This window comes from Tissierellales bacterium (assembly GCA_025210965.1).
Taxonomy (GTDB): Bacteria; Bacillota; Clostridia; order Tissierellales; family JAOAQY01; genus JAOAQY01.
This window is the reverse complement of the sequence record JAOAQY010000002.1, coordinates 15,451-39,042: the sequence shown is the minus strand read 5'-3', so window position 1 is coordinate 39,042 and position 23,592 is coordinate 15,451. Positions and strand designations below refer to the sequence as shown.

Annotated in this window: 24 protein-coding genes and 1 riboswitch; of the genes, 2 read left to right on the top strand and 22 right to left on the bottom strand. The window is 32.5% G+C overall.

The features are described from left to right. On the top strand, positions 1-201 hold a 201-nt coding region (locus tag N4A40_00210; GenBank protein ID MCT4660250.1), incomplete at its 5' end, for a rhodanese-like domain-containing protein. A 147-nt stretch (positions 202-348) separates the two neighbouring features. Here the strand turns inward: N4A40_00210 and N4A40_00205 are convergent. The 13 genes from N4A40_00205 to N4A40_00145 form a co-directional block, all read right to left on the bottom strand. Next, positions 349-798, bottom strand: coding sequence for a hypothetical protein (locus tag N4A40_00205; protein ID MCT4660249.1), 450 nt, complete (start codon positions 796-798; stop codon positions 349-351). 1 nt (position 799) lies between these two features. After that, the gene (locus tag N4A40_00200) at positions 800-2,239 is read right to left on the bottom strand and encodes a rhodanese-like domain-containing protein (protein ID MCT4660248.1); all 1,440 of its coding nucleotides are present in this window, start codon (positions 2,237-2,239) and stop codon (positions 800-802) included. Positions 2,240-2,378: 139 nt separating this feature from the next. Continuing rightward, entirely contained in the window at positions 2,379-3,008 is a 630-nt protein-coding gene (locus tag N4A40_00195; protein ID MCT4660247.1) for a PAS domain-containing protein, read from the bottom strand. A 13-nt stretch (positions 3,009-3,021) separates the two neighbouring features. Then, on the bottom strand, positions 3,022-3,600 hold the full coding sequence (locus N4A40_00190; GenBank protein MCT4660246.1) for an indolepyruvate oxidoreductase subunit beta: 579 nt from the start codon (positions 3,598-3,600) through the stop codon (positions 3,022-3,024). 14 nt (positions 3,601-3,614) lie between these two features. Continuing rightward, on the bottom strand, positions 3,615-5,396 hold the full coding sequence (gene iorA / locus N4A40_00185; GenBank protein ID MCT4660245.1) for an indolepyruvate ferredoxin oxidoreductase subunit alpha: 1,782 nt from the start codon (positions 5,394-5,396) through the stop codon (positions 3,615-3,617). A gap of 154 nt (positions 5,397-5,550) precedes the next feature. Further along, the gene (locus N4A40_00180; GenBank protein ID MCT4660244.1) at positions 5,551-5,913 is read right to left on the bottom strand and encodes an arsenate reductase family protein; all 363 of its coding nucleotides are present in this window, start codon (positions 5,911-5,913) and stop codon (positions 5,551-5,553) included. 8 nt (positions 5,914-5,921) lie between these two features. Then, the gene (locus tag N4A40_00175; protein ID MCT4660243.1) at positions 5,922-6,629 is read right to left on the bottom strand and encodes a M48 family metallopeptidase; all 708 of its coding nucleotides are present in this window, start codon (positions 6,627-6,629) and stop codon (positions 5,922-5,924) included. Positions 6,630-6,644: 15 nt separating this feature from the next. Beyond that, positions 6,645-8,483: a glycerophosphodiester phosphodiesterase gene (locus N4A40_00170; GenBank protein ID MCT4660242.1), complete on the bottom strand. Its 1,839-nt coding sequence runs from the start codon at positions 8,481-8,483 to the stop codon at positions 6,645-6,647. Positions 8,484-8,732: 249 nt separating this feature from the next. Next, positions 8,733-11,750 (bottom strand): efflux RND transporter permease subunit, encoded by a 3,018-nt coding sequence (locus N4A40_00165; GenBank protein MCT4660241.1) that lies wholly within the window; start codon positions 11,748-11,750, stop codon positions 8,733-8,735. Positions 11,751-11,763: 13 nt separating this feature from the next. Further along, complete coding sequence (locus N4A40_00160; GenBank protein ID MCT4660240.1) at positions 11,764-12,822, bottom strand: efflux RND transporter periplasmic adaptor subunit; 1,059 nt, start codon at positions 12,820-12,822, stop codon at positions 11,764-11,766. A gap of 106 nt (positions 12,823-12,928) precedes the next feature. Then, positions 12,929-13,540 (bottom strand): TetR/AcrR family transcriptional regulator, encoded by a 612-nt coding sequence (locus N4A40_00155; protein MCT4660239.1) that lies wholly within the window; start codon positions 13,538-13,540, stop codon positions 12,929-12,931. Between the two features lie 151 nt (positions 13,541-13,691). Next, the gene (locus N4A40_00150) at positions 13,692-15,311 is read right to left on the bottom strand and encodes a putative manganese-dependent inorganic diphosphatase (protein ID MCT4660238.1); all 1,620 of its coding nucleotides are present in this window, start codon (positions 15,309-15,311) and stop codon (positions 13,692-13,694) included. A gap of 60 nt (positions 15,312-15,371) precedes the next feature. Further along, positions 15,372-15,884, bottom strand: coding sequence for a hypothetical protein (locus N4A40_00145; protein MCT4660237.1), 513 nt, complete (start codon positions 15,882-15,884; stop codon positions 15,372-15,374). 131 nt (positions 15,885-16,015) lie between these two features. Here N4A40_00145 and N4A40_00140 point away from each other — a divergent pair, with 131 nt between their 5' ends. Beyond that, positions 16,016-16,276 carry a TIGR03905 family TSCPD domain-containing protein gene (locus tag N4A40_00140; protein ID MCT4660236.1) on the top strand — a complete coding sequence of 87 codons (261 nt, stop codon included), beginning with the start codon at positions 16,016-16,018 and terminating at the stop codon, positions 16,274-16,276. Between the two features lie 162 nt (positions 16,277-16,438). On the opposite strand, the gene deoC is transcribed toward N4A40_00140, so the two are convergent. From deoC to rpsD, 9 genes are all read right to left on the bottom strand, one after another. Continuing rightward, positions 16,439-17,113 (bottom strand): deoxyribose-phosphate aldolase, encoded by a 675-nt coding sequence (deoC, locus tag N4A40_00135; GenBank protein MCT4660235.1) that lies wholly within the window; start codon positions 17,111-17,113, stop codon positions 16,439-16,441. A gap of 42 nt (positions 17,114-17,155) precedes the next feature. Next, complete coding sequence (gene pta / locus N4A40_00130; GenBank protein ID MCT4660234.1) at positions 17,156-18,157, bottom strand: phosphate acetyltransferase; 1,002 nt, start codon at positions 18,155-18,157, stop codon at positions 17,156-17,158. 124 nt (positions 18,158-18,281) lie between these two features. Continuing rightward, positions 18,282-18,899, bottom strand: coding sequence for a nitroreductase family protein (locus tag N4A40_00125; GenBank protein ID MCT4660233.1), 618 nt, complete (start codon positions 18,897-18,899; stop codon positions 18,282-18,284). A 24-nt stretch (positions 18,900-18,923) separates the two neighbouring features. Beyond that, on the bottom strand, positions 18,924-20,015 hold the full coding sequence (gene aroB, locus N4A40_00120; GenBank protein ID MCT4660232.1) for a 3-dehydroquinate synthase: 1,092 nt from the start codon (positions 20,013-20,015) through the stop codon (positions 18,924-18,926). A 127-nt stretch (positions 20,016-20,142) separates the two neighbouring features. Then, positions 20,143-20,868, bottom strand: coding sequence for a folate family ECF transporter S component (locus tag N4A40_00115; protein MCT4660231.1), 726 nt, complete (start codon positions 20,866-20,868; stop codon positions 20,143-20,145). Positions 20,869-20,949: 81 nt separating this feature from the next. Beyond that, positions 20,950-21,044: riboswitch (THF riboswitch) on the bottom strand. Positions 21,045-21,090: 46 nt separating this feature from the next. Next, on the bottom strand, positions 21,091-21,540 hold the full coding sequence (locus N4A40_00110) for a transcriptional repressor (GenBank protein ID MCT4660230.1): 450 nt from the start codon (positions 21,538-21,540) through the stop codon (positions 21,091-21,093). Positions 21,541-21,624: 84 nt separating this feature from the next. Next, positions 21,625-22,374, bottom strand: coding sequence for an Mrp/NBP35 family ATP-binding protein (locus tag N4A40_00105; GenBank protein MCT4660229.1), 750 nt, complete (start codon positions 22,372-22,374; stop codon positions 21,625-21,627). Between the two features lie 128 nt (positions 22,375-22,502). Beyond that, positions 22,503-22,895: a hypothetical protein gene (locus N4A40_00100; protein MCT4660228.1), complete on the bottom strand. Its 393-nt coding sequence runs from the start codon at positions 22,893-22,895 to the stop codon at positions 22,503-22,505. A gap of 62 nt (positions 22,896-22,957) precedes the next feature. Continuing rightward, positions 22,958-23,554 carry a 30S ribosomal protein S4 gene (gene rpsD / locus N4A40_00095; GenBank protein ID MCT4660227.1) on the bottom strand — a complete coding sequence of 199 codons (597 nt, stop codon included), beginning with the start codon at positions 23,552-23,554 and terminating at the stop codon, positions 22,958-22,960. Positions 23,555-23,592 lie beyond the last annotated feature (38 nt).

Sequence of the window (23,592 nt, the reverse complement as noted above, 5' to 3'; positions counted from 1 at the left end):
GACGAAGAAAAAGCTAAAATTGATGCTATAATGGACAAATTAGATGGTGACGATCCTATCGTTGTAATCTGTCCTGGCGGAAAAGGTGGAGCTCAAAATACTGTTAATCACCTTAAATCAAAAGGCATCGCAGAAGAGCGTTTATTTATCTTAGAAAATGGTCAAGGTGGATGGCCATATGAAGAATTATTAGAAAAATAATTCTTCATATATAAACTTAAAATTTGTATCTAACAATAAAATATAGTGGCTCATTCTAAAATTCACTCGCATATCGACTGAATTTTAAGATGAGCCACTTCTTTATTACCTTATATATTTTTTGATATATCTAAATTATTTAAGTTATTATTTATTCCTTGATTTGCCATCAAATATCTTGATTCCCGCAACAAAAATGACCTGCAAAAATACTCCAGCTGCTAGACATATCAAAAAATAAGGATATGACAATTTAGCTCTAAAATTTTCACTATACGCTATTATAGGAAATATTATCGACAGCACAAAACCTATAGTTGTTTCTATTTTCAGCAATAGAGTTTGTTTTCTTCTAAAAGCCCTAAATAAAATAAATCCAAATACTAGCGCTATAATCACAGCTCCCATCGACTCTATAATCAAGTTTCCCTCTGAAAATATGCTATTTGCATATTGAGCTTTTCTATAGTAAACATGATGCATAACTCCTGCTTTTTTGGTACATAAATCTTCTAATATCCACGGAATCACCAAAAGAGCTATCTGTACGATAGCTCCAATGGCAATTATCATCATTTTGATAATTTTTTTAATCATATTATTTTGGTTCTCCTGTTTCTGTTGGCAATCCTTCTGTGTTACTCCATCCGATCCAGCCATCACTAAATATTCCGATATCTGGTATACCCATAGTATCTGCATAGAAATATATTTCCGCTACTCTCCAACCGCTACCACACATAAATGATAAATGTTTCGTAGTATCAATATTAGATTTCGCCCAAAGTGCTAATATTTCATCTTTATTTCTCATAGTTCCATCTATATTTCTATAGTAATCTAGTGAGTAAGAATCTGTTTTTCCAGCATATCCGAATACTGAACCAGGTACTCTACCCGCTTTGTCATGATAGCTATATCCTGTATCTTCACCAATATGTTCTTTCCAAGTTCTATTGTCTACTAATGTAAACTCTTCTGGATTTTTTAATCCTTCTATCGTCTCTTCAAGAGTATCTATAACACCTTCATTAAGTGGTATCTTTGCTCCAAAACTTTCAACTGGAACTGGTTTATTACTTTCCATCTCCACCTCATAGCCAGCGCTCTTCCAAGATGCTAATCCACCATTTAATACTCTTACATCTTTTACACCCATATATTTTAGAACACTCGCAACACGGTAAGCCGCTATTTGTCCTTCACTTGTAACTATTACTGTATCATCTTTTGTAAATCCATAGTCTTTTGCAAATTGCTCTAATTTCTCATCACTTGCAAGCATCCACATAGGTGGATTTTCTGTTGGTGGTTCTATGATATCTGTGTTTATATGGAAACTAGTAGGAATATGACCTACTCCTTCTTTCGCGTAAGATAATTCTTCTCCACCCCAGCTAGCTTCTACCATTTTAACTTTAGTTCCTGGTTCAAATGTTTCTACATCTTTTCCATCCAAAATATTCTTTACTACCTTAGCCGGAACTATAGTTTCATAGTTTTCATATTTTTCCATTGGAAGGCTAGTATCATCTGCCCATCCATCTACGTCGTATACATACAAACTTTCATATCCTTTAGCTTTCAAATACTCTGCTACAACTTTAGATTCTTCGCCATTTGCATCATATAGCACTATATTTTTTTCTTTATCTATTCCTTTAATTTCAAGTGCTTCTTCAAGAATACTTTCTTTGTTGTCATTTTCAACAGTTAACCAATTAGCAGAAAAATCAACTGCACCTTTTATATGTCCACCTCTTGATTCGCCATACAATTTCCAGCCATTGTACGAATCATTTAATCGAGTATCTACTAATACCCAATTAGAATCTTCATAGTTTTCTTTTAGTTTTTCAGTTGATAACTCTTCAAAGCCTTCAGTTTTTTGTTGTTTCACTTCCACCTGAGCTGTTGTTTCTTTATTTTCTTCCGTTTCTTCTTTTTTGGCATTTTCTCCACTGCATGCAGTTAATGCAACCATTCCTGCTAATGCAAATGCCGCTACTTTCAAAAACTTCTTTGATTTTTTTAACACGAGCGTTCCCCCACTTCTTAAGCTTAATATATTTCAAATAATAACTCTGACTTCTATAGATTACCAAAAATAAGGCTTCAGAGGAAGCCTTATTAGTAATTTTTATATTTGTATTTTTGATATAAGATTTTTTTATAGATCATTCTATTTCTTTTAAGTATCTATATACGCTTGTCTCAGATATCTCCAATTTTTTAGCCACTTGCCTTACAGCACCCTTGATACCAAATACACCTTTTTCTCTGAGTTCTTTTATTACTTCTATCCTCTCATTTGGAACCATTCGGTCAACAGGTAGATTCATTGCTTGAATCGTTTCATCTATCATACCAAATGTTATTTGATTTACAGTATCTTTTTCAAGCACTTCTTCTGTCTCTTTTGGCATAAATGCTTCAAAATATTTTCTTGCCATATTAGCTAAAGTCAAATCAAAGTTAAAACATAGTATTCCTATAAGCTCTCCGCTCTTCTTTCTTATATAAAACGAACTTGATTTCATTTCCTTCCCCTGATAATTAACTTTTTCATAATTCGCATGATATCTCAGATTTTTCTCTATCTCATAGACCTTTTTCCCTATAGCATCAATATGGTCACCAATTTTTCTATTTGAATACTGACCATTTCTAATAGCTATAATTTCCGCTCTTTGATCTTCGATTTTATGAAGCGCAATCTCACATTCCGACCCCAATGTCTCTGCCATAAAATCAACTAATTGAGTGTATGATTCTAACAATATCTCTTTTTCTAAATCTTTGCTCATGCGTATCACAACCTTATTTTTTATAATTTAGACCTCTAGCAAATGCTTTTTTGTTTATCTCTACAAATTTAGGCTTTACAAGTTTTTCTATGATATTGTCCCAATCAATATCTTCCAATTGCATCTCTTTTACTAGTGCTCCCAACAGCACTATATTCATTGTCTTAGCATTTCCTATCTCTTCTGCTATTTTAGCAGCCCCAATAAGTTCTGTCGATACTTTTTCTGTTATTTCTTCCTTTAATCCTTCAGGATAATTAGCTTTTCCTATGAGCATTGGCGATGATGGTAGTCTATAGTCATTCAAAACCACCTTACCTTCTTTTTTCACATATGATAGCCATCTATATGCTTCCATTTCTTCAAATGAGACTAAAATATCTGCATTTCCCTTACCTATAATCGGTGAATTTACCTTTTCACCATATCTAACTTGAGTAGAAACACTTCCACCTCTTTGGGACATACCATGAATTTCTGACATTTTGACATCATATCCGCCATGAAGAAGCCCTGTTGTAAGTATTTTACTTGCAAGTATAGTTCCCTGTCCTCCTACTCCAACTAATAATATATTTTTTACATCATTCATATATATTCACCTCTCTATTTTTTAATTATGTCTATAGCCTTTACAGGACATACTTGTGCACAAATTTCGCATCCAAGGCACATGTTTTCATCTATTTTTGCTTTTTTATCTTCAAAATGAATAGCTGGACATCCAACACTAGTACATTTTTTACAACCAATACATTTTTCACTATCAACCGCTAGTTTTTTGAAATACTTCCCAAATTCTTTATTGTCTTTTTCAGAATGTTTCTTTAGGGCACATGGCCATCTAGTTATAATAACTGACGGTTCTTCTAGTTCTAACGCCCAGTCAAGTGCAGCTCCCATTTCATCAAGTTTTAAAGGATTAACCTTTCTGACATGTTCAACACCCAATGCTTTTACTATTTTCTCTATATCTGCTTCTTTTGTAACTTCACCTTGAGCTGTAAGTCCTGTTCCTGGGTGATCTTGGTGACCTGTCATTCCAGTAATTCTATTGTCCAATATGAGAGTAACTGTGTTGCTTTTATTATAAACTACATCCAACAACCCTGTCATTCCAGAGTGAAAGAACGTTGAATCTCCAATTACAGATACTACCTTTTGACCTGTATTGTACTTTTTAAATATTTTAGATGCACCATGCCCTTCACTTATACTAGCTCCCATACAAAGTATGGTATCAACCGCACTAAGTGGTGGAAGTGCTCCAAGTCCATAACATCCTATATCTCCAGTAACAACTAATTTATTTTTCTTTATCCTCTTTGCAACTTCATAAAAAGCGCCTCTATGAGGACACCCTGCACATAGTACTGGTGGTCTTTTTACTAGTTTCTCATCATTTACCTCTATTAACTCCTTAGCTTTATCTTTTAAAGTTTCTTCTATGATGTTTGGATTTAACTCTCCCATATTTGGTATTTTTTCTTTACCTATGCATTCTATACCTTCAGCTTTTAATTGCTCCTCTATAAAAGGTTCTACCTCTTCTATTACATAAAGTTTATCAACGCCTTTTGCAAATTCTTTTATTTTTTTCATAGGAAGAGGAAAACTAAATCCTATTTTCATGTATGATACTTCACTTCCAAATATTTCTCTCGCATATTGGTATGCAACTCCAGAACTTATAACACCTATTTTTTTGTCATTCCACTCTATATAATTTAACTCTGTCTCATTTGAAAACTTCTCAAGCTCTATCAATTTATCTTCAAGTTTTGCTCTCTGCCCTGGAGCAAAAGCTGGCATAGTAGTGTATTGTGCTATATTTTTTTCATATGGCACTAGTTCTATTTCTTCTCTGTCTTTAAGCTCAACTACACTTTTGCTATGACAGACTCTAGTTGTCATTCTCATTAGCACTGGTATATTGTGCTTCTCACTTATTTCTATAGCCGCTTTTACCATATCTTTGCATTCCTGACTATCTGATGGTTCTACCATAGGTATCTTTGCAAATTTGGCATAATATCTATTATCCTGCTCAGTTTGAGAAGAATGTATTCCAGGTTCATCAGCTGTAAGTATTACTATGCCACCTCTTGAACCTGTGTAAGCAAACGAAAACAATGGATCCGCCGCAACATTTAATCCTACTTGTTTCATAGAAGCAAAGCTTCTCGCTCCCGCCATACTTGAACCTATAGCACTCTCTAATGCAACCTTTTCATTTGGCGCCCATTCCGCAATAATATCTTCTTTGTACTTTGATATATTTTCTAATATCTCTGTACTAGGTGTACCTGGGTATGCTGAAGCATAAATTATGCCTGCTTCATAAACTCCTCTAGCTACAGCTTCATTACCTGTAAGCAATTCTTTCATAAATATTACCTCCATTTTGTTGTAATTTTTTTACCACGATGGTTTTTTTTCTATCATGTAATTAGTTTATCTCACTGTATTTAAAAAGTCAATGGTGTAATAAGCACAAAAAATACCAATTACTAAAGTAATTGGTATTCCATAACTATACATTCTATTTTAAATTTTCTTCCCAAACGGCTTCTTTATATCCCAGCAAGACCATTTTACCATCAGTAATTAAAGGACGTTTTATTAGCATTCCATCACTCGCCAACAATTCTATCGCCTTTTCATCTGTCATTTCTGCTAGTTTATCCTTTAACCCTAATTCTCTGTACTTCATCCCAGAAGTATTAAAGAATTTTTTCAAAGTCAATTCACTCTTTTTATACAAATCCATTAACTCTTCTTTAGATGGTGGATTTTCAACTATGTGTATTTTTTCAACATCTACTTCATTTTCTTCAATCCACTTTACCGCTTTTTTACATGTAGAACATTTTGGATAGTAATATAATTTATACAAAAATATCATCCCTTTCATCAAAAATTAAGTTTAGGTGCCCATTTATTCAAAAGTTCTCGTCGAACTCTATAATCTGGTTGTATCGTCTCAACTAATTTCCAGAAATCTGCCGAATGATTCAAATGAACTAAATGGCATAACTCATGTATTATGATGTAATCTATAATTTCAACTGGAGCCATCATTAGTCGCAAATTATAATTCAAATTTCTCTTTGAACTACAACTGCCCCACCTAGTCTTTTGATTCTTTATTCTAATCTGATTATATTCTAAGTTTAATTTTTTTGCATGTAATTCGGTTCTATAACTAAAAAATTTTTTTGCCTGCACTCCATACCACTTTTCTAATACATCTCTAACAAAGTCAGGTCTGTCATCAAATGTGCTTAGTACAATTTCATTTTGACCAAGTTCTATGCTTGCTTTTTTTAATTTTGTCTCTTTGCTTATTCTAAGCAAATACAAATCCCCCATTACATAAAGTTTTTTCCCCGTTTTATAAGTATTTAGTTTTTCATTAGATATATTCATAACAGTTTTTCTATTTTTTAGTATCCAGTTAGCCTTCGATTCTGCAAATTTCTTCGCTACCTTCATGCTAGTCCTTTTTGGAATAGACACTATGACCAATCCATCTTCCATTATTTTAATTGCCATAGTCTTTCTATTTTTCTTTTCTATATTGTAAGGTATCAATTGTCCCTCTACTAAAATAGTCTCCATAGTCATATCCCTTCTCTAATCGATAAGAATCATCTGTTCTATTATTTGACTAAATTTATCCTCATTTTTTTTCATCTCATAAATCTCATTTACAAATGTTGGTCTATCTGTAATTATATTGTCAACTCCCATAAGTATGAATTTCTCAATATCTTCCACCTCGTTTGCAGTCCAAACATGAACTTCTTTGCCCATTTCATGGGCTTTTATTACAAAATCTTGATCTAATACAGATGATTCTACACTTAAGATATCAAAATCTAAATTTTCATATTTCCCTGCAACTAAATAAATTATGCTTCCTATTTTTATATTGGAATCTAAATCTCTAACTTTCCTTAGCTTTTTAGCATCTAATGATGTGACTATACAATTTTCATAAAAATTTTCGTCTTTTATAAGCTCGGTTACTCTTTTAACAAAATCATCAGAGGCCCCATCTCCCTTTAATTCAATATTTAGTTTTATCTTTCCTCGCGCTTCATCCATCATTTCTTTAAGAGTCGGTACTTTCTCACCTTTAAATTCACTGCTAAACCACTCTCCGAAGTCTAGTCTTCTTATTTCATAAAAACTCATATCAGATACATCTTTATCTACGCCTGTAAATCTTTTGACATTTCTATCGTGAGTAACTACTAGTTGGCCATCTATAGTCTCTTGGACATCTATCTCTGCGAAATCACATTTCTCTTCTATAGCAACTTTAAGTGCTGAAATTGTATTTTCAGGCGCATTAAACGAGCTTCCTCTATGCGCAGTAATAGCTGGCTTTTTTATATTAAACCTGTAATCCAAATTCATCTGCATGCTCAAGTAAGTAAATACAAATACACTTATAATAAGCCCTGTGACAAATATTCGCTTTTTAAATATCCAGCCAAATCTAAACCATTTAAAGTTTCTAAAGTTTTCATCAACATAAATTTTGCTCTCTTCTTTATGCTCTTTTTTTAATCTATAAAACAATCTTGTTATTGCAGCTATATTAAATGGAATAACTAATGACAAAAACACATATATTATAATATTATTTAGTGCTCCAAAAATAAGCAAAAATCTCTCAGGATTGTTAAGTGTCACGCTTATAACTATTCCCATGAGAAATATAGCAATCCACAATACAAAAAATGCTAATCCCATAAGAGCAGATGCTATTTGTATACCTATGAAATACTTTATAAATAATCCTATATCTTTTTTTATAAGTAGCCAGCTCTTTTTCATTGCCATTGATGGTTTATAGTCTTCAAGTATTATATAATGCAAGCTAAATATCCATCTGATTGCAAATAAAAACAATATCGAAACTAAAAAACCGTACAACACCAAAAGCCACTCTTGATTAAATATATAATCTTCAATAAATTTAGGTAATGCTAATGTACTGAGCAAACTTGTATTTATTCCCCAACCTAGTATAGGTGATATAAGGAAAAAATAGGCTGCCATTAATATTCCACCTGGGCCTATAAACCTTGGAAATTTTTTCAAAGTAGCTATTACTATTTTTTGAAAATCAATACTATCCTCTTTCATCTTTATTTTATATGAAACCAATATTAGTCCACCGATTTCTATTATCATAAACAAAAGAGCTATTAATACTATTATAAAAAACGCTATTATCCCTTGCCATGAAAATGCCATCTTTAAAAAATCATTATTTTGTAGCGCCGTAAATCCTTTTTTATGCATAAAAACATTGAATATCCAAACTATCAAAGGATAAACAAAAAAAGCTGACAAAAATCTCATCGTCAATTCAAATTCTAATATTTTAGATATAGATCCTCCTATATCTTTAAATGAATCCAGTACTATCTTCCATGATTTAAATCTTTTAAAAAACATTATTCAATCACCCACAAACTTTCTCTATCCGACTATTATAAACCAATATTTTGAATTTGTCACCCATAGAAGTCAGTCTTATCTGCTAATAACAGTCTCTCAAAAAAGACTACCCAGTAAATCACTGGGTAGCCTTTCGCCAATAGCATCTTTGAGGGGGAAAACTATTATGCATTATAAATATACCCCACACACTTTACTTCAATAAATTTTTGATACAAACCATGATTGTTCTTTATCTGTCAATTATTATTCTCTCTCTAATATCGTATACGTTGTTGGTATTACAACCAATGTCAACAATGTTGACACAACCAAACCAAACATCAAGGCAATAGCTAGTGGTTTGAATAATTGACTCTCAGATATAGCTAGTGGTATAAGACCTATAACTGTCGTAATTGTACTAAGTACAATAGGTCTGAATCTCTTGTCGATAGCTGCTTTACAAGCTTCCGTCTTATCCTTTCCATCAGCTCTCTCTTTGTTTATAAAGTCAACTAAAACTATCGCATTGTTTACAACTATACCCATTAAACTTATCATACCAAGCAGCCCTGTGAAAGACAATGGTTGTCTAGTTATAAATAATCCAAGTATAGATCCTATAGCTGATAGTGGAATAGTACAAAGTATTACAAATGGTTGTGAGAATGATTTAAACTGAACTAGAAGGATTACAAATATTGCAATAGCTGCAAATATAGCAGACACCCCTAAATTTCCAAAGTATTTCTTAATCATTTCATCTTCACCATCAAATGTAACTCTAACCCCACTAAGATCCATTTTTGACATTTCTGTTTTCAAATTGCCAACTATATCTCTTCTATTATATCCTGTTTTTACGTCTGAGAACGCAGTTATCGCATAATCTCTATCATATCGTAGTATAGTAGGCAATTGAGTTTCTAAAACTACCTGTGCCACATTCTTTAATAGCACTTTTTTGCCTGTTATTCTAGATTTGATTTTTAGATTTTCTAAATCTTCTACAGTTTGTATATCTGTTTTTACTATTATACTCTTTTCAGAATCATCTTTTCTAAGAACCGATGCCTCTCGACCTCTAAGTGCCATACTCACTTCATTCTGTATATCATAATTCGATATTCCAAATAGTGAAGCTTTTTCTTTATCTATTTCGACACTATAAGCGTAATTCTTGTTACCATAATCGTCATTTACATTTATAGTTCCCGGAGTCGCATTTAATACATTTTGTATCTGCTCACTTGCAGCTTCTAATATATCATAATTTTCTCCAGACAATCTGATTTTTATAGGATGTCCGATCGGTTCTGCATACTCTAGTTCTTTTACAATAGCCTCTCCACCTGTTACACTACCATTTATTCTAGCTTGTAATGCCTCTACAAATTGTGTATTATTTCTGTATCTTTCTGATTCAGATAAATCAACATTTACTAGTATTTGTGCATTGTCTACCATCTCTACCATAACTCTAAGTGTATCGTAAAATCTTGGTATACTACTTCCTACACTAGATGCATATCCCACTACTTCTGGTTGTTCTTTCAATACCGATTCAACTTGCTCTACTACATTTTTTGTATAATCAAGCCCTATATTTTTCTCCGCTTTTATGTCCACATATACTATAGATTTGTCAGCTTTAGGGAAGAATATAATTGGCAATTTGCTCAATAAGAATACGGTCCCTCCAATGACTAGTAATATACACATAAACATCATACCTTTGTGTTCCAATGACCTATTAAGCATCCTAGTAAAAAATGCTCGTAATCTATACTTTTGGATCTTTTCTTTTCTCTTTTTAGAGAACAAAAATGCCATAGTTGGTGTTATGAATATAGCTGTTATATAAGAACCTGTTAGCGCTAGCATTACAACCTTTGGAAGCGAAGCTACATAATCTCCAGCTAGTGAATCAAGCATCAATAATGGTGAAAATGCTGCTACTGTAGTAAGTGTAGATGCAAATACTGACACAGCAACATCCTTAGTACCATTTACACACGCTTTCAATTTGTCTTCATCATTGTCAATTCTTATTTGAATAGAGTCACTTACAACGATAGCATTATCAACTAACATACCTAGTGCTACTATCATACCTGCTATAGATACCTGATGTACTTTGATTCCCATAGCTGGAAGTACCGCAAATGTCATAAGCATAGATACTGGAATTGCAGTTGATATAATTAACGCATTTCTAAGTCCTAAACCAATTAGTACAACTACTATAACTAGTAATACCGATTGGATAAGATTCATTATGAAATTATTAACTGAAAGTGCCACATCTTTTGGCTGATAAAGGACTTCATTAAATGTAAGGTCACTTGGTAAGTTTCTTTTAAGTTCTTCAATCTTGTTTTCAACATCTTTACCTACTAATATTACATTTTTACCATCTTCAAAATATCCCGATATGAGCACCGCTGCTTTTCCATTATCTCTGTATTTAGGACTTGTTTCATCTAGTTTTTCATGAACATTTGCTATATCTTTTAATTTTAATACAGAACCATTTTCTCTAGATACCCCTATCAATATATCTTCTATATCTTTTGCACTTTTGTATGATGAATCTGTTTTTATAGTAATTTTACTATTATCATTTTCTATTTCACCAAATGGTATCTGTACGTTTTGAGCTTGTATCAATTGTTTAAGTTCATCTAGTGAAAGTTTGTTGTAATTTAGTTTTTTGTAATCAACTTCAACTTCTATTTCGTGGTCTAACTCACCTTCCACCTCGAATTTTGATATACCATCAACTTCACTTAAATCTTTAGTAATTTCATCTGCATAATAAGCAAGTTCTTCATATGAATAGTTTTCTCCAGTCAAGCTTATAATCATACCTGCCGTCTCTACTACATCTGTATTTAACTCTATATCGTAGCATTCAGATGGCAAATCACTTTGCAAATCATCCATTTTAATTCTAAGGTCTTTCCATGCTTCATCTGGATCTGTTCCATATTTCATTTTGAGAACTACCACAGAAACATTGTTACTTGAATAGGTTTCTGCATACTCATAACCTTCTATTTTCGAAACCTCATCTTCTATTTTCTTTGTAACACGCTTTTCAACGTCAACTTGACTAGCCCCAGGGTATATTGTTGTCATAATAGCATATGGCGCACTTAAATCTGGTGCTTCTTGTTTTGGAACTACGTAATAACTATATAGTCCCATTAGAACAACTACTACAACAAAGAAAATCGTTATCTTTTTGTTTTTTATGGCTCCTTCTAGTAACTTATTCATCGTCCGCACTCCTTTAGTTTTCTACTACTTTTACAGAATCGCCAGCTTTGATCTTGTTTGTATTTGATGTAACAACAAATTCTCCATTCTCAATACCTTTGACTTCAACAGTATCTCCGTATATAGTTCCTAATTCAATATTCTTTTTGACAACTACTCCATCTTCTACTACATATACAAAATCATTTCCTTGATTAAGTATAGTATCTATCGGCAATACCATCCCTTGATATTTTTGAATTTCCATTTTTGTTTTTCCTATGCTTCCAAGTCTTATATCTGGAGCATCGAATGAAACTTCAATCTCAAATGTTCTAGTTTCTAAATCCGCAACTTCTCCTATGTTGGTAACATTTCCTTCATAGTGATCGTCTCCAAAACTCAAATCAACAGCCATTCCCATTTTTACATAATCAACTTCATCTTGAGTCATACCAATATTAATAATTTTGCTATCACTTCTAACCACTATAATCGGCATACCTTGGTTTATCATTTCATCTTCTTCATACAAAACTTCTACTACGTAACCTTCAGCATTTGCTACTAATTTGTTTTCTTGTTTCATATTATTTTGAATATTGTAACCTTCTTGAGCCTTTTTATAGCTATTCGAAGCAACTTCATATTTAGTTTTCACTTCATCATAACTTCTTTTAGATATACTACCCGTATCAAATAGTGCTTGTGCTTTATCTAAGGCATCTTTCGCTAATATATAGCTCTCTTTTGCCGATGCTAACTGAGCTCTTGCACTATCAGTTGCATAATTCATCTCTTTAGATGTAAGTGTTGCTAATATTTGACCATTTTTTACATAGTCACCAACTTCAACATTGATTTTTTCTATTCTTCCGCTATTTTTAAAACTCAATTTCTTAATATTTTTGGCTTCTACCGTTCCGATATTATACAAACACTCTGTTAATTCACTACTTTCCGTAGTAATAACTTCGACTGGCGTTGTATCATCTATTTTTTCTTCGTTTACCCCTTTTTTGCAACCAAATACGCTAATCAAAATCGCAACACTAATAACTCCCAATATCAAATAATTTTTTTTACCTCTCATGTTCTTCCTCCTCTAATTCCAAAAGAGAATTCAAATTCTCTTTTTGGTATAATGAAAAACTATAGCTCGCTAGCTACTCATTGCAATCTATAGCTACCAAATACAGTCACTTAATTTCAATCAACAATCCCTCTAATATAGTTCTAGCAAATATATATAGTTTATCGTAATTATCTTCATTATCTTCGTTGTAAACCGACAATATTATTCTTATACATCCTTCTATAAGTGCTGCCGAAATCGGAACACTCAAATCTCCAAATGCATTAACTTTGCCTAAATTACTCTGTAGCATCAATCGTCTAATTTTAACCGCTAGACTTTGAATTATCTCTTCTTTAATAGTCATGTACTGTGTTGATTGACTTTTCAATAGTACAATCAATATCTCATCTTTGTGATTTTTTGATAAGTGGATGATTTCATCCAAAACATATGTCATCACATTCATTATGTTTTCATGAGGTTCTATGTTTTCATCTAGCTCATCAGGAACACTCTCTATTAAAGTTCTTTTAATGCGTTCGACCACAGGTGTTACTATAGCATCTAATATCGCCTCCTTATTTTTAAAGTACCTATATACATTTCCAACTCCTACATGTGAATTTTTTGCAATAGATGAAATCGATGCATTCTGATAACCCTTTTCTAAAAACTCAGCTTTAGCATTTTCAATAATCTTATTCCTAACATCTTCTTTTTTATATTGAGCCATAAAAAGCGAATCCCCCTTCTCTTTTTATGATTTTACGCTCATTTTGAAGCTTTGTCAACAATTTTCATCTAATTTTCATTTTTATTCACATTCTGTTCATTTTCTGATCAAATTTTTGTAATAAAAAAAGCAGACTTCTCTGCTCTTTTTATTACTTCATAGCACGTATAGCTTGCATAAGTGCTGGTATAACTTGTTTTTTTCTTGAAACTACTTTATTTGCAAAACAGCCCTGTACTCCAGATATTTCAAATGCATTAGCTATTAAATGCGGAGTATCACTTCTATAGAACATATATGAGCCATTTTGCATTATGTCAGTAACAAGCATCAATGTTAAATCATGCTCTTTATTTTTAAATACTAATTCAATATTTTTCAAAAATTCTTCTCTTCTATTGTTTATATCTTCGATATCTAATGTAAATATTTGTGAAATACCGACCTTTTTATCTTCCAAAACAAACTCTTTAAAATCTTTGTAGAATATTTCATCTATACTCTGTCCTTCTAAAGATGTCCCAGTTCTAAACATTTTCATTGCATATTTTTTCAGGTCTAAACCTAATTGAACATTTAACTCTGAAACTGCAATACTATCAAGTTCAGTCGTTGTTGGTGATTTCAATAAAAGAGTATCCGAGATGATACCAGATAAAAGAATGCCTGCTATTTCATACGGTATCTCTACCATATTTTCTCTATACATTTGGTACACTATAGTACATGTGCTACCAACAGCCATATTTCTAAAATTTATTGGTTTTGAAGTAGACATATCTCCTATCTTGTGGTGATCTACTATTTCTAATATATTTGCTTCTTTAAGACCTTCTGCACTTTGGCTATACTCATTGTGATCTACTATAATTACATTTTTCCTGCCTGGATTCAAAACATGTTTTCTAGATATAAAACCTTTAAAATTATTTCTCATATCAACTATAGGATAGTTCGAATGTACTCTCATTCTCATTTCTTCAACTACATCTTCCAAGTACTCATTTTGATAAAATTTTATTAGGTCTACGGTCATTATAGATGATATATAATTAGCCTGATGAATCAATTTAGATGTAGTATACGTATCTTTTGGAGTAGCTATAACATTTACACCTTTATCTTTAGCCTCCTCAAAATACCTCTCCGGAATCTGATCCTCACCAGTAATTATTATTAATTTAACCCTTTTACTAATTGCATGCTCTATTATACCATATCTATTTCCAACTATAATTATACTATTTTCATTTATTATATCAGAACCTTTTATCGTCCCAGAATGAAAAGCTATTACCGATATCTTTCCACTAATTTCTTCTTTCTCACTACCTTTTAAAAGTGTACCATCTAGATCATTTATAATGTTCTCAAGTGATGTCTCAAGAGTATATATATCACCTCTAACCAATGACATCGCAATATCCTTCATAGTTACGACTCCAGCTAACTCTTCATCTTCACCTATAATTGGCAATGCTTTTAAATTGTGTTGCTCCATCAATTGAAAAGCTGTACGAATTGAAGTTTTTGGTCGTATCTTAGGAGGCTTATCGTAGTCTAAATCACTCACTTGTATTTTTACATTATCTATCTGTTCTGGTTTATTTAAATCAAAAAAATCTAAAATAAATTTGCTCTCTTTATTAGGCTCTCCTAAAGCACACGCTTTCGTATTATATCCCAATTGATTTTTTAAATATGAAAGTGCCAATGTCGATGCAATTGTATCGGTATCGGGATTCTTGTGCCCAAAAATTAATGTCTGCATTAAATCTCCTCCTAAAATAATCCTGCATATATTCTAACAGTTTAGGAGTAAAGTTTCAAATCAAGATCCTAGAAAATACTGCCCGATATATTTTTCAAACGATATGACCTTTGTCTGTATTTTAGTCTCTGTCAGGTATTTTAAATCAACTATAGTTGCTACCGTAGATAATTTTTTATTGAGTTTTGGTTTATCTATCACAACAGCATAGAAATCACTATAAATATCAGGATAATCCTCTCTGCTGACTATTTTAAGTTCTCCATTTTCAAGCTTTACTCTAGCATTTTTTATAGCTTTAGCATAACTCACATGTTGTATAAATATTAGTGCCGTCTCCTCTGTATATATTCTTGCGCGCCCTTTTTTTATGTCTCTAATCATATAAGCCACTGCTTTTTCCATTCTATGTCCATTTCTTTCCACAAAAAACACACTGAGTAGCTCATAGTTATTGTTTGGTCCTATATCATCCATCTGCTTGGCATTAACTCTATTTGAACTATCTGATTTTTTCTCCGTGTCATCTTTAGGCTTTAGGTAATATCTTATATCGTCTTCTTTCTTTGACATAAAAACCCCTCCTTGTCATTATATGTTTACCCTCAATCATTTACAAAAAACTTTTTCTATCAAAATTAATTATTGACCCTCATTTAATAATATGATACTATGTGGGGGTATTAATTAGTAGGAGGTATTTTATGAAAACAACAGAATTACGAGGTGTATGTGCAAAATTAGTAAACTATGATATAATCGACGGAAAACTTCACAACGTTAGCTTTGTAGGTGGCTGTAACGGCAATTTAAAGGGTATTACTAGTCTAGTAGAGGGAATGCTCGTGGAAGATGTTATAGCAAAATTAGAAGGTATTACTTGTGGTGGCAAAGGTACATCTTGTCCTGACCAATTTAGCAAAATTCTTCTAACGTCTCTTAATGAAAATTCTAAAGCTTGTTAGTTAGTAGTTTAGTAGTTAGTAGTTTAGTAGTTAGTAGTTTAGTAGTTAGTAGTTTGTTAGTTATTTATGTAAAATAAAAAAACCAGAGGATATTTATTCTACATAAATATCCTCTGGTTTTATATATATTGATTTACGATATATTCTTAATATATCCTATTATTAGTAGTCGCTTTTTTCACCTAGTTTTGAATCTGTAACTATTGCAACAGATGCACTAGCTCCAACTCTGCTAGCTCCAGCTTCTTTCATTTTCATTAAATCTTCCAAAGTTCTAACTCCACCAGAAGCTTTAACTCCCATATCTGGTCCAACTGTCTTTCTCATTAATTTAACATCTGCAACAGTAGCTCCACCAGTGCTAAATCCCGTTGATGTCTTAACAAAATCCGCACCTGCTTCTTTAGAAAGCTCACAAGCTTTAACTTTTTGTTCATCTGTCAACAAGCAGTTTTCAAGAATAACTTTTACTAAAGCTTTACCTTCTGCAGCTTTAACTACTGCTTTAATATCATTTCTTACGAAATCATAGTCTGCATCTTTAAGTGCTCCTACATTTATTACCATATCTATTTCATTTGCTCCATTTGCAATAGCTTTTTCTGTTTCACAAGCTTTGGAATCAGAAGTCATTGCTCCTAAAGGAAAACCTACTACACAGCAAGTTTTTATATCTGTTCCCTTTAAAAGTTTTGTTACTAATTCTGCATAGCATGAATTCACGCATACCGATGCAAAATTATATTCTCTTGCTTCCTCGCAAACCTTTTCTACCATTGCCTTTGTTGTGTCTGCTTTTAAAATAGTGTGGTCAATCATTTTCGCTACATTTTCCATTATAAACCCTCCTAAACAAATTGTTTTCACCCTAAATCTAAATTATTCTGCCATTTGAGCTTGTACTGCTGTAATGGCAACTGTACCCACTATATCCTCTACCGAACACCCTCTCGATAAATCATTAAGTGGTTTTGCCAGACCTTGAGTAACTGGGCCATATGCCTCAGCTTTAGCAAGTCTCTGAGCTATTTTATATCCAATATTTGCTGCATCCAAATCTGGGAACACCAAAACATTAGCTTTTCCCGCAACATCACTATCTGGAGCTTTTAAGCTTCCAACAGATGGTACAATAGCTGCATCGAATTGTAACTCTCCATCTAATTTAAGATTCGGAGCTAATTCTTTTGCAATCTTAACACCTTCGCTTACTTTATCAACATCTGGATGTTTTGCACTACCATAAGTTGAAAATGAAAGCATCGCCACTATAGGTTCATCTTGAATCAGAGCGCTATATGTGTTTGCCGAGCTAAGTGCAATATGTGCTAATTCTTCTGATGATGGATTTGGATTCAATGCTGAATCAGCAAATACAAATATACCATTATTTCCAAATTCACAATTTGGAACATCCATTATAAAAGCTGCTGAAACCAATTTAGTATTTGGTGCAGTTTTTATAATTTGAAGAGCAGGTCTAAGTATATCTGCAGTAGCATGAACTGCTCCAGATACCAAACCATGTGCTAATTCTTTTTTCAATAGCATAACACCAAAATATATTGGATCCATTAACAATTCTCTAGCTTGCTCTGGTGTCATACCTTTTTTCTTTCTAAGTTCTACTAATGTTTCAACAAAATCATCCATACCGTCATAGGCTTTTGGATCTAAAAACTCAGCAGCACTTAAATCTAAATTTTTTGCACAATCAAGTGCAGTAATCTCATCTTTGTTTCCAACTAATACTATTTCTGCCAAACCCTCTTTTATAATCTGATCTGCAGCTTTTAAGTTTCTTTCTTCATAAGATTCTGGTAATACTATTTTCATTTTCTTAGCTTTGGCTTTAGCCTTAATGCCTTCTATAAAACTCATTTAAATTACCCCTTTCGCACAAAATCAGAGCACCCTACTACAAATAGAATCACTCCTATTTTAGGTGCTCTCTACTATCTCTAACGTTAAAATTTTACCACGAATCCGTTAATTTGTATAGGGGCTATATTTCTTTTACCATTTCATCATAATTCAATCTTCGCTCTTTAACCTTTAATGGTTTCGATTCATCTCTATAACCTAGCGCTATCATAAGCGTTATAGTTTTATTATCTGGAATTTGATACAGCATTTTCGCTATTTCTTCATTAAATCCTATCATAGGCTGTGATCCCACCCCATAATATGACGCTGCATATATAAGAGACATTGCAAAAAGCGCACTATTAGTTGATGCAAATTTTATTTTCTGATCCTCTTCTGCAAATAGTATCTTTTCAGAATGCCTTATATAATTATCTACCTTTTCTTGAGATAATCCAAGATCAACTTTCTCTTTCCAGAATGGATTCTCTTTTTCAAAACCTTTCATATCTCCTATAATTATAGCTATTGCTGATGCATCTAGTACACATTTTTGTCTGCATGCATTTTCATACAAGCGTTTCTTAGCTTCATCAGATTTAACTAGTATAATTTCCCACGGTTGTAAGTTAAAACAAGAAGGTGTATTACTTGCTAAATTGACTATATTTTTTATAATATCATCTTCTAAAGGTTTTTCAGGATCAAAATATTTCACAGATCTTCTAGTTTCAGCTAGTTCTTTGAAATTTTTCATACCATCAGCTCCTATTTTAATATTTTATATATCCAAAAATGGATGCCCATTTTTTAGCAATTTTGTAATTTTCGCTCTCTCAATGTTTTTAAAAATCCCCACTCGGCCTCTTTCTGTTGGAAGTATAAACATCATATCTTTGCCTAATTTATTTTTATCCTTTTCTAGAACTCTATAAAAAAGTGCTATGTCTTCATCCTTATATCTCTCTGGTTTAACTATCCAAAGCAAACTATCAAGTATTTCTTTACAATATGCTTCTTTAATCAGACCCATTTCGAACGAAAGTAAAGTTTCATAGATTATACCAAGTGCTATAGATTCTCCATGTGTATATTTTTCAAATAAACCTATTGATTCTAATCCATGACCTATACTATGACCAAAATTAAGTATCCTTCTGATTCCATAATCTCTTTCATCCATTTCCACAATTGTTTTCTTTATATTAAGCGATTTTATGAGTATTTTTTCCATATATTTCAAGTCTCTACCTATAATTAGCTCCTTATTATCTACTAGTTCTCTAAAAAATTCATAATCCTCTATCAAACTATGTTTAATAATTTCTGATATACCCGAGTAGTATTCTCTATCGCTAAGTGTCTTCAAAAATTCAATATCAATAATGACACTTTTTGGATGATAATATGCACCACTGATATTTTTATATTCATTGAAGTTTATAGAAACCTTACCGCCTATACTGCTATCGACTTGTGAAATTATTGTTGTTGGAACCTGTATATATGGTATTCCCCTCATATAAGTCGAACTGACAAATCCAGCTATATCTGCTACAACACCGCCTCCAAGACTTAATATTAAGCTTTTTCTACCATAATCATTCTCAAGTAATTTCTCATATATATATTTCATAGTTTCTATAGACTTGCTTTTTTCTCCAGCAGGAATTATAGCATAATTGACCTCATGCTCTTTCAGTATTTCTATTACTTCATCTAAGTATATTTTTGCTATTTCATTATCTGTCACAATGAGTATTCTACGTTCCAAATACTCATTTTCCAGAATTTCATTCAATTGCCGTCTATTTCCATGACCTACATATACGTCATATTTTCCACTGTCGCAATTGACTTTCAAATATTCCATCTTCTCCGCCCCCTATACATTATATTTATACCATAATCTAAATAGTTTAAGCGCAGATACCAAATTTTATCACTCTATCCTTTTATTTGCCAACAAAAAAAGGCCCAAAGGCCTTAATATTACAATATTACATGATTTTTTTCATACTATTAGATAATGCGTAGATTATCACAGCATGAATTGGCACAACAAACAATCCCGTAATCACTCTACTAGGTAATAACACTATAAACGACTTTCCTATAAGCATAGAAAGCCAAAGAGTATTAAGCCCAATAGAAACTAAGATATACGTCAGCGTCATGGCAAATAGAACTTTTTCCAAGCTGTATTCTAATTCAAATGTTGATTTATTCCAATACTTTGAAATAAAAACTGGAATAATCATAAAGGCAACTGTAGTTAATGCAAAAAATCCCTTAGCTACAAGTGGCCAACTATTAAAATTCATCTCTTGCGATCTATTTGATACCAAAACGATACCTACCGCCAGCATACTAACTACCACAGCACTTACGATATTAAAATTCACTTTGCGCCCCTTGCTCTTCATAGTCATAAATACAAATCCAAACAATGCGCCTCTGATTGCTGCACTAATAGTAAATCCTGGAAAATAGCTTCCCCCCATGGGGTTAAGCATGTATCCAATCAAATCTGCAACTGCTCCTGTTATCGCTCCAGCTAATGGTCCAAAAAACATACCTGATAACATTACTGGAATCGAACCAAATCCAATTCTAAGCGTCGGAGTTGCAATAGAAAGATATCTAGTTAACACAACGCTAAGCGCAATAAAAAGTGCTAGACTAACCATTGTTTTAACCGGATTTCTTTTAGCTCCAAAATCCATAGCCTCCCTCCTTTCTCTTTAGTTAGACATGACAAGTACATAGACTAGCTATCTAAAAAGAAAAGAATTCTTTTTAATCAGTCCAGCGGCAGCGGTAAAGCATCGCAATGCATTACATTTTCGTTTAAAGGCAACCTCCCATCCTTTAACACTTAACGCACTTCACCTACTCTGTCTGATGTCTCTTATTGAAGGATACACTATCTGTTTTCATTTTGCAAGCTATTTTTTATCGCATGACTTGCACTCTCCACTGAGTAGTACATCAACATTTTTCACTTTAAAACCATATTTTTTCTCAATATTATAGATAGAAGAAACAATCTTTGAAGAAAGATCCATATTCTGATAATCAAAAAATTCGCCACAATTTTGGCACGTAAAATGAGCATGTATACTCTTCTTACCAAATATTTTCAATTCATATACGCTCTTATCTTTAAATACTACCTGTTCTATAATATCATTATCTTTAAGAATTTTTATGCTCCTGTATACTGTAGCTATTCCTATATCATTACCCTCACCTTTTAAGTGTTCATAAACATCTTGCGGACTAAAATGTATATCTGGATGCTCTAAGAACATTTTCACAATCAAGCGTCTAGTATATGTTAATTTATACCCCTTAGCTTTCAAAAGATCATCTATATACTTCAGTTTTTCTTCCATTGTGACTCCTCCTAATAGTTCATTATGTTCTTATTTTACCAAATTATACGAAATTAAACCACAGCAAAAGTACTTTTAAATATTTTACTTCATGATATTTGAAATAGTTTCTCCTAATTTTACAAATGCAGGCTCTTTTACATCATACTGCTCAAGTGTTCCCAAATCGCACATATGAGTCATTTCTGATTGAATAGGTAGTTGACCTAATAAATTCAATTCCATTTCTTTGGCAACTTTTTCAGCCTTGCTCTCTCCAAAAATATTTATCTTCTCACCACAATCTGGACAAGTTGCATAACTCATATTCTCTACTAATCCTAAAATTGGAATATTCATTTTCTCTGCCATAATAACAGATTTTTCAACTATTAATCTAACTAAATCCTGAGGACATGTAACTATAACCATACCATCAATAGGTATGCTTTGCATAACTGTCAATGTAACATCTGCAGTTCCTGGTGGTAAATCTATAACTAAGTAATCTAAATCTCCCCAAGCAGTATCTTCATAAAACTGTTTAGCAGTATTTCCGATAAGTGGGCCTCTCCATATTACCGGCTGAGTCTCATCTTGCAACAACAAATTCAAACTCATAACTTTGGTTCCTGCTTTACTCATAACTGGAACCATTTTTTGTCCATCCATCACAGCTCTTTCTTTGTTCACTCCAAATATTTTAGGGATACTAGGTCCAGTTATATCTGCATCTAATACTCCCACTTTGTAACCCTGTCTTTGTAAATTTATAGCAACCAAGCTTGTGACAAAGGATTTTCCTACTCCACCTTTACCACTCATAACTGCAATAATTTTGTTTATTTTTCCCATTGTATTACCTCCATACAGATTTGCTAAATTTTTTAGTCAAATAATTTTATTTTTCTTGTGTATTTTATCTTCCAACTATGATTATAATACTATTATGGTCATTTGCCAATAATTCTATTTGTTTATTATCATTTTTTCACAAAACAATTTTCAATAATTTTATTCGCATCTGATTTTTTCTTTAGGTCAATTAAACTTTTTTCTACTAATTTATACTCTTCTTCACTAATCATTTCTAAAGCTTTTTCATCAATCAGTTTTAATTCTAATAATATAGATTTAACCTTGTCTATAGTAGTATTTTCATCTATATAAATTATATAATGTTTGCTATTTTCTTGAATTTCAGTGATATCTTTTAATCTATATAATCCTTCTTTTTCGGCCCATTTTTCGTATTCCAGCGCACTTATCTCATCCGTTTCTTCTTCTGGTGAAAGCATAACTATTATCCCACTAAAAAATATTCCTATACCTATTCCTAGTGCAATAAGCGCGATATGTACTTTTTTACTAGACATCTAAAAAAACCTCCTTAGCAAAAAAAGCCATCTGAAATACAGACGGCTTTTGATGATTCTGATTATAATTTTCTTGAGTAGAACTCGACAATCAACTGATCTTGAATTTGTACTGGAACTTCTTCTCTAGCTGGCATTTTAACTAACTTAGCAGTTAATTTATCAACATCTTTCTCGATGTAGCTAACGCCTGTTGCTATTTCTTGGAAGTTTGCAGTAAACATATCAATCTTTTTAGAACGATCTCTTAATGTCAATACATCGCCAACAGCAACTTTGAATGAAGGTCTGTCAACTTTCTTTCCATTAAGTAAGATATGTCCGTGAACAACGATTTGTCTAGCTTGACGAATTGAGTTTGCAAAACCAGCTCTGTAAACAAGGTTGTCTAATCTTGTTTCAAGTCTTTGAACAAGAACCTCACCTGTATTTCCTTGACCAGCCAATGCATCCTTAACATATTTAGAGAATTGCTTCTCTGATACATTGTAGTAAGTTCTCAATCTTTGCTTCTCTAATAATTGCTCTCCGTAAGTAGATAATTTTCTATCCGCTCTACTAGTTCCTCTTTTTGCTCTGTTCATTGCTTTTGGATGTCCGTAAACGTTCAATCCAAGTCTTCTACATTGTTTAAATCTAGGCTCTCTCATTCTTGCCATTTTAAATCCCTCCGATTTTTTATTTTGCCGAAGTTTCA

Excerpts from the sequence above, each read along its gene's own strand:
- N4A40_00100 (MCT4660228.1), bottom strand. The coding sequence starts at position 22,895 with ATGTCTAGTAAAAAAGTACATATCGCGCTTATTGCACTAGGAATAGGT.
- N4A40_00110 (MCT4660230.1), bottom strand. The coding sequence starts at position 21,540 with ATGGAAGAAAAACTGAAGTATATAGATGATCTTTTGAAAGCTAAGGGG.
- N4A40_00195 (MCT4660247.1), bottom strand. The coding sequence starts at position 3,008 with ATGAGCAAAGATTTAGAAAAAGAGATATTGTTAGAATCATACACTCAA.
- N4A40_00160 (MCT4660240.1), bottom strand. The coding sequence starts at position 12,822 with ATGAGAGGTAAAAAAAATTATTTGATATTGGGAGTTATTAGTGTTGCG.
- N4A40_00190 (MCT4660246.1), bottom strand. The coding sequence starts at position 3,600 with ATGAATGATGTAAAAAATATATTATTAGTTGGAGTAGGAGGACAGGGA.
- N4A40_00155 (MCT4660239.1), bottom strand. The coding sequence starts at position 13,540 with ATGGCTCAATATAAAAAAGAAGATGTTAGGAATAAGATTATTGAAAAT.
- N4A40_00150 (MCT4660238.1), bottom strand. The coding sequence starts at position 15,311 with ATGCAGACATTAATTTTTGGGCACAAGAATCCCGATACCGATACAATT.
- iorA (MCT4660245.1), bottom strand. The coding sequence starts at position 5,396 with ATGAAAGAATTGCTTACAGGTAATGAAGCTGTAGCTAGAGGAGTTTAT.
- pta (MCT4660234.1), bottom strand. The coding sequence starts at position 18,157 with ATGAGTTTTATAGAAGGCATTAAGGCTAAAGCCAAAGCTAAGAAAATG.
- rpsD (MCT4660227.1), bottom strand. The coding sequence starts at position 23,554 with ATGGCAAGAATGAGAGAGCCTAGATTTAAACAATGTAGAAGACTTGGA.
- N4A40_00115 (MCT4660231.1), bottom strand. The coding sequence starts at position 20,868 with ATGGATTTTGGAGCTAAAAGAAATCCGGTTAAAACAATGGTTAGTCTA.
- deoC (MCT4660235.1), bottom strand. The coding sequence starts at position 17,113 with ATGGAAAATGTAGCGAAAATGATTGACCACACTATTTTAAAAGCAGAC.
- N4A40_00140 (MCT4660236.1), top strand. The coding sequence starts at position 16,016 with ATGAAAACAACAGAATTACGAGGTGTATGTGCAAAATTAGTAAACTAT.
- N4A40_00105 (MCT4660229.1), bottom strand. The coding sequence starts at position 22,374 with ATGGGAAAAATAAACAAAATTATTGCAGTTATGAGTGGTAAAGGTGGA.
- N4A40_00165 (MCT4660241.1), bottom strand. The coding sequence starts at position 11,750 with ATGAATAAGTTACTAGAAGGAGCCATAAAAAACAAAAAGATAACGATT.
- aroB (MCT4660232.1), bottom strand. The coding sequence starts at position 20,015 with ATGGAATATTTGAAAGTCAATTGCGACAGTGGAAAATATGACGTATAT.
- N4A40_00180 (MCT4660244.1), bottom strand. The coding sequence starts at position 5,913 with ATGATATTTTTGTATAAATTATATTACTATCCAAAATGTTCTACATGT.
- N4A40_00205 (MCT4660249.1), bottom strand. The coding sequence starts at position 798 with ATGATTAAAAAAATTATCAAAATGATGATAATTGCCATTGGAGCTATC.
- N4A40_00145 (MCT4660237.1), bottom strand. The coding sequence starts at position 15,884 with ATGTCAAAGAAAGAAGACGATATAAGATATTACCTAAAGCCTAAAGAT.
- N4A40_00175 (MCT4660243.1), bottom strand. The coding sequence starts at position 6,629 with ATGGAGACTATTTTAGTAGAGGGACAATTGATACCTTACAATATAGAA.
- N4A40_00125 (MCT4660233.1), bottom strand. The coding sequence starts at position 18,899 with ATGAAAAATTTCAAAGAACTAGCTGAAACTAGAAGATCTGTGAAATAT.
- N4A40_00170 (MCT4660242.1), bottom strand. The coding sequence starts at position 8,483 with ATGTTTTTTAAAAGATTTAAATCATGGAAGATAGTACTGGATTCATTT.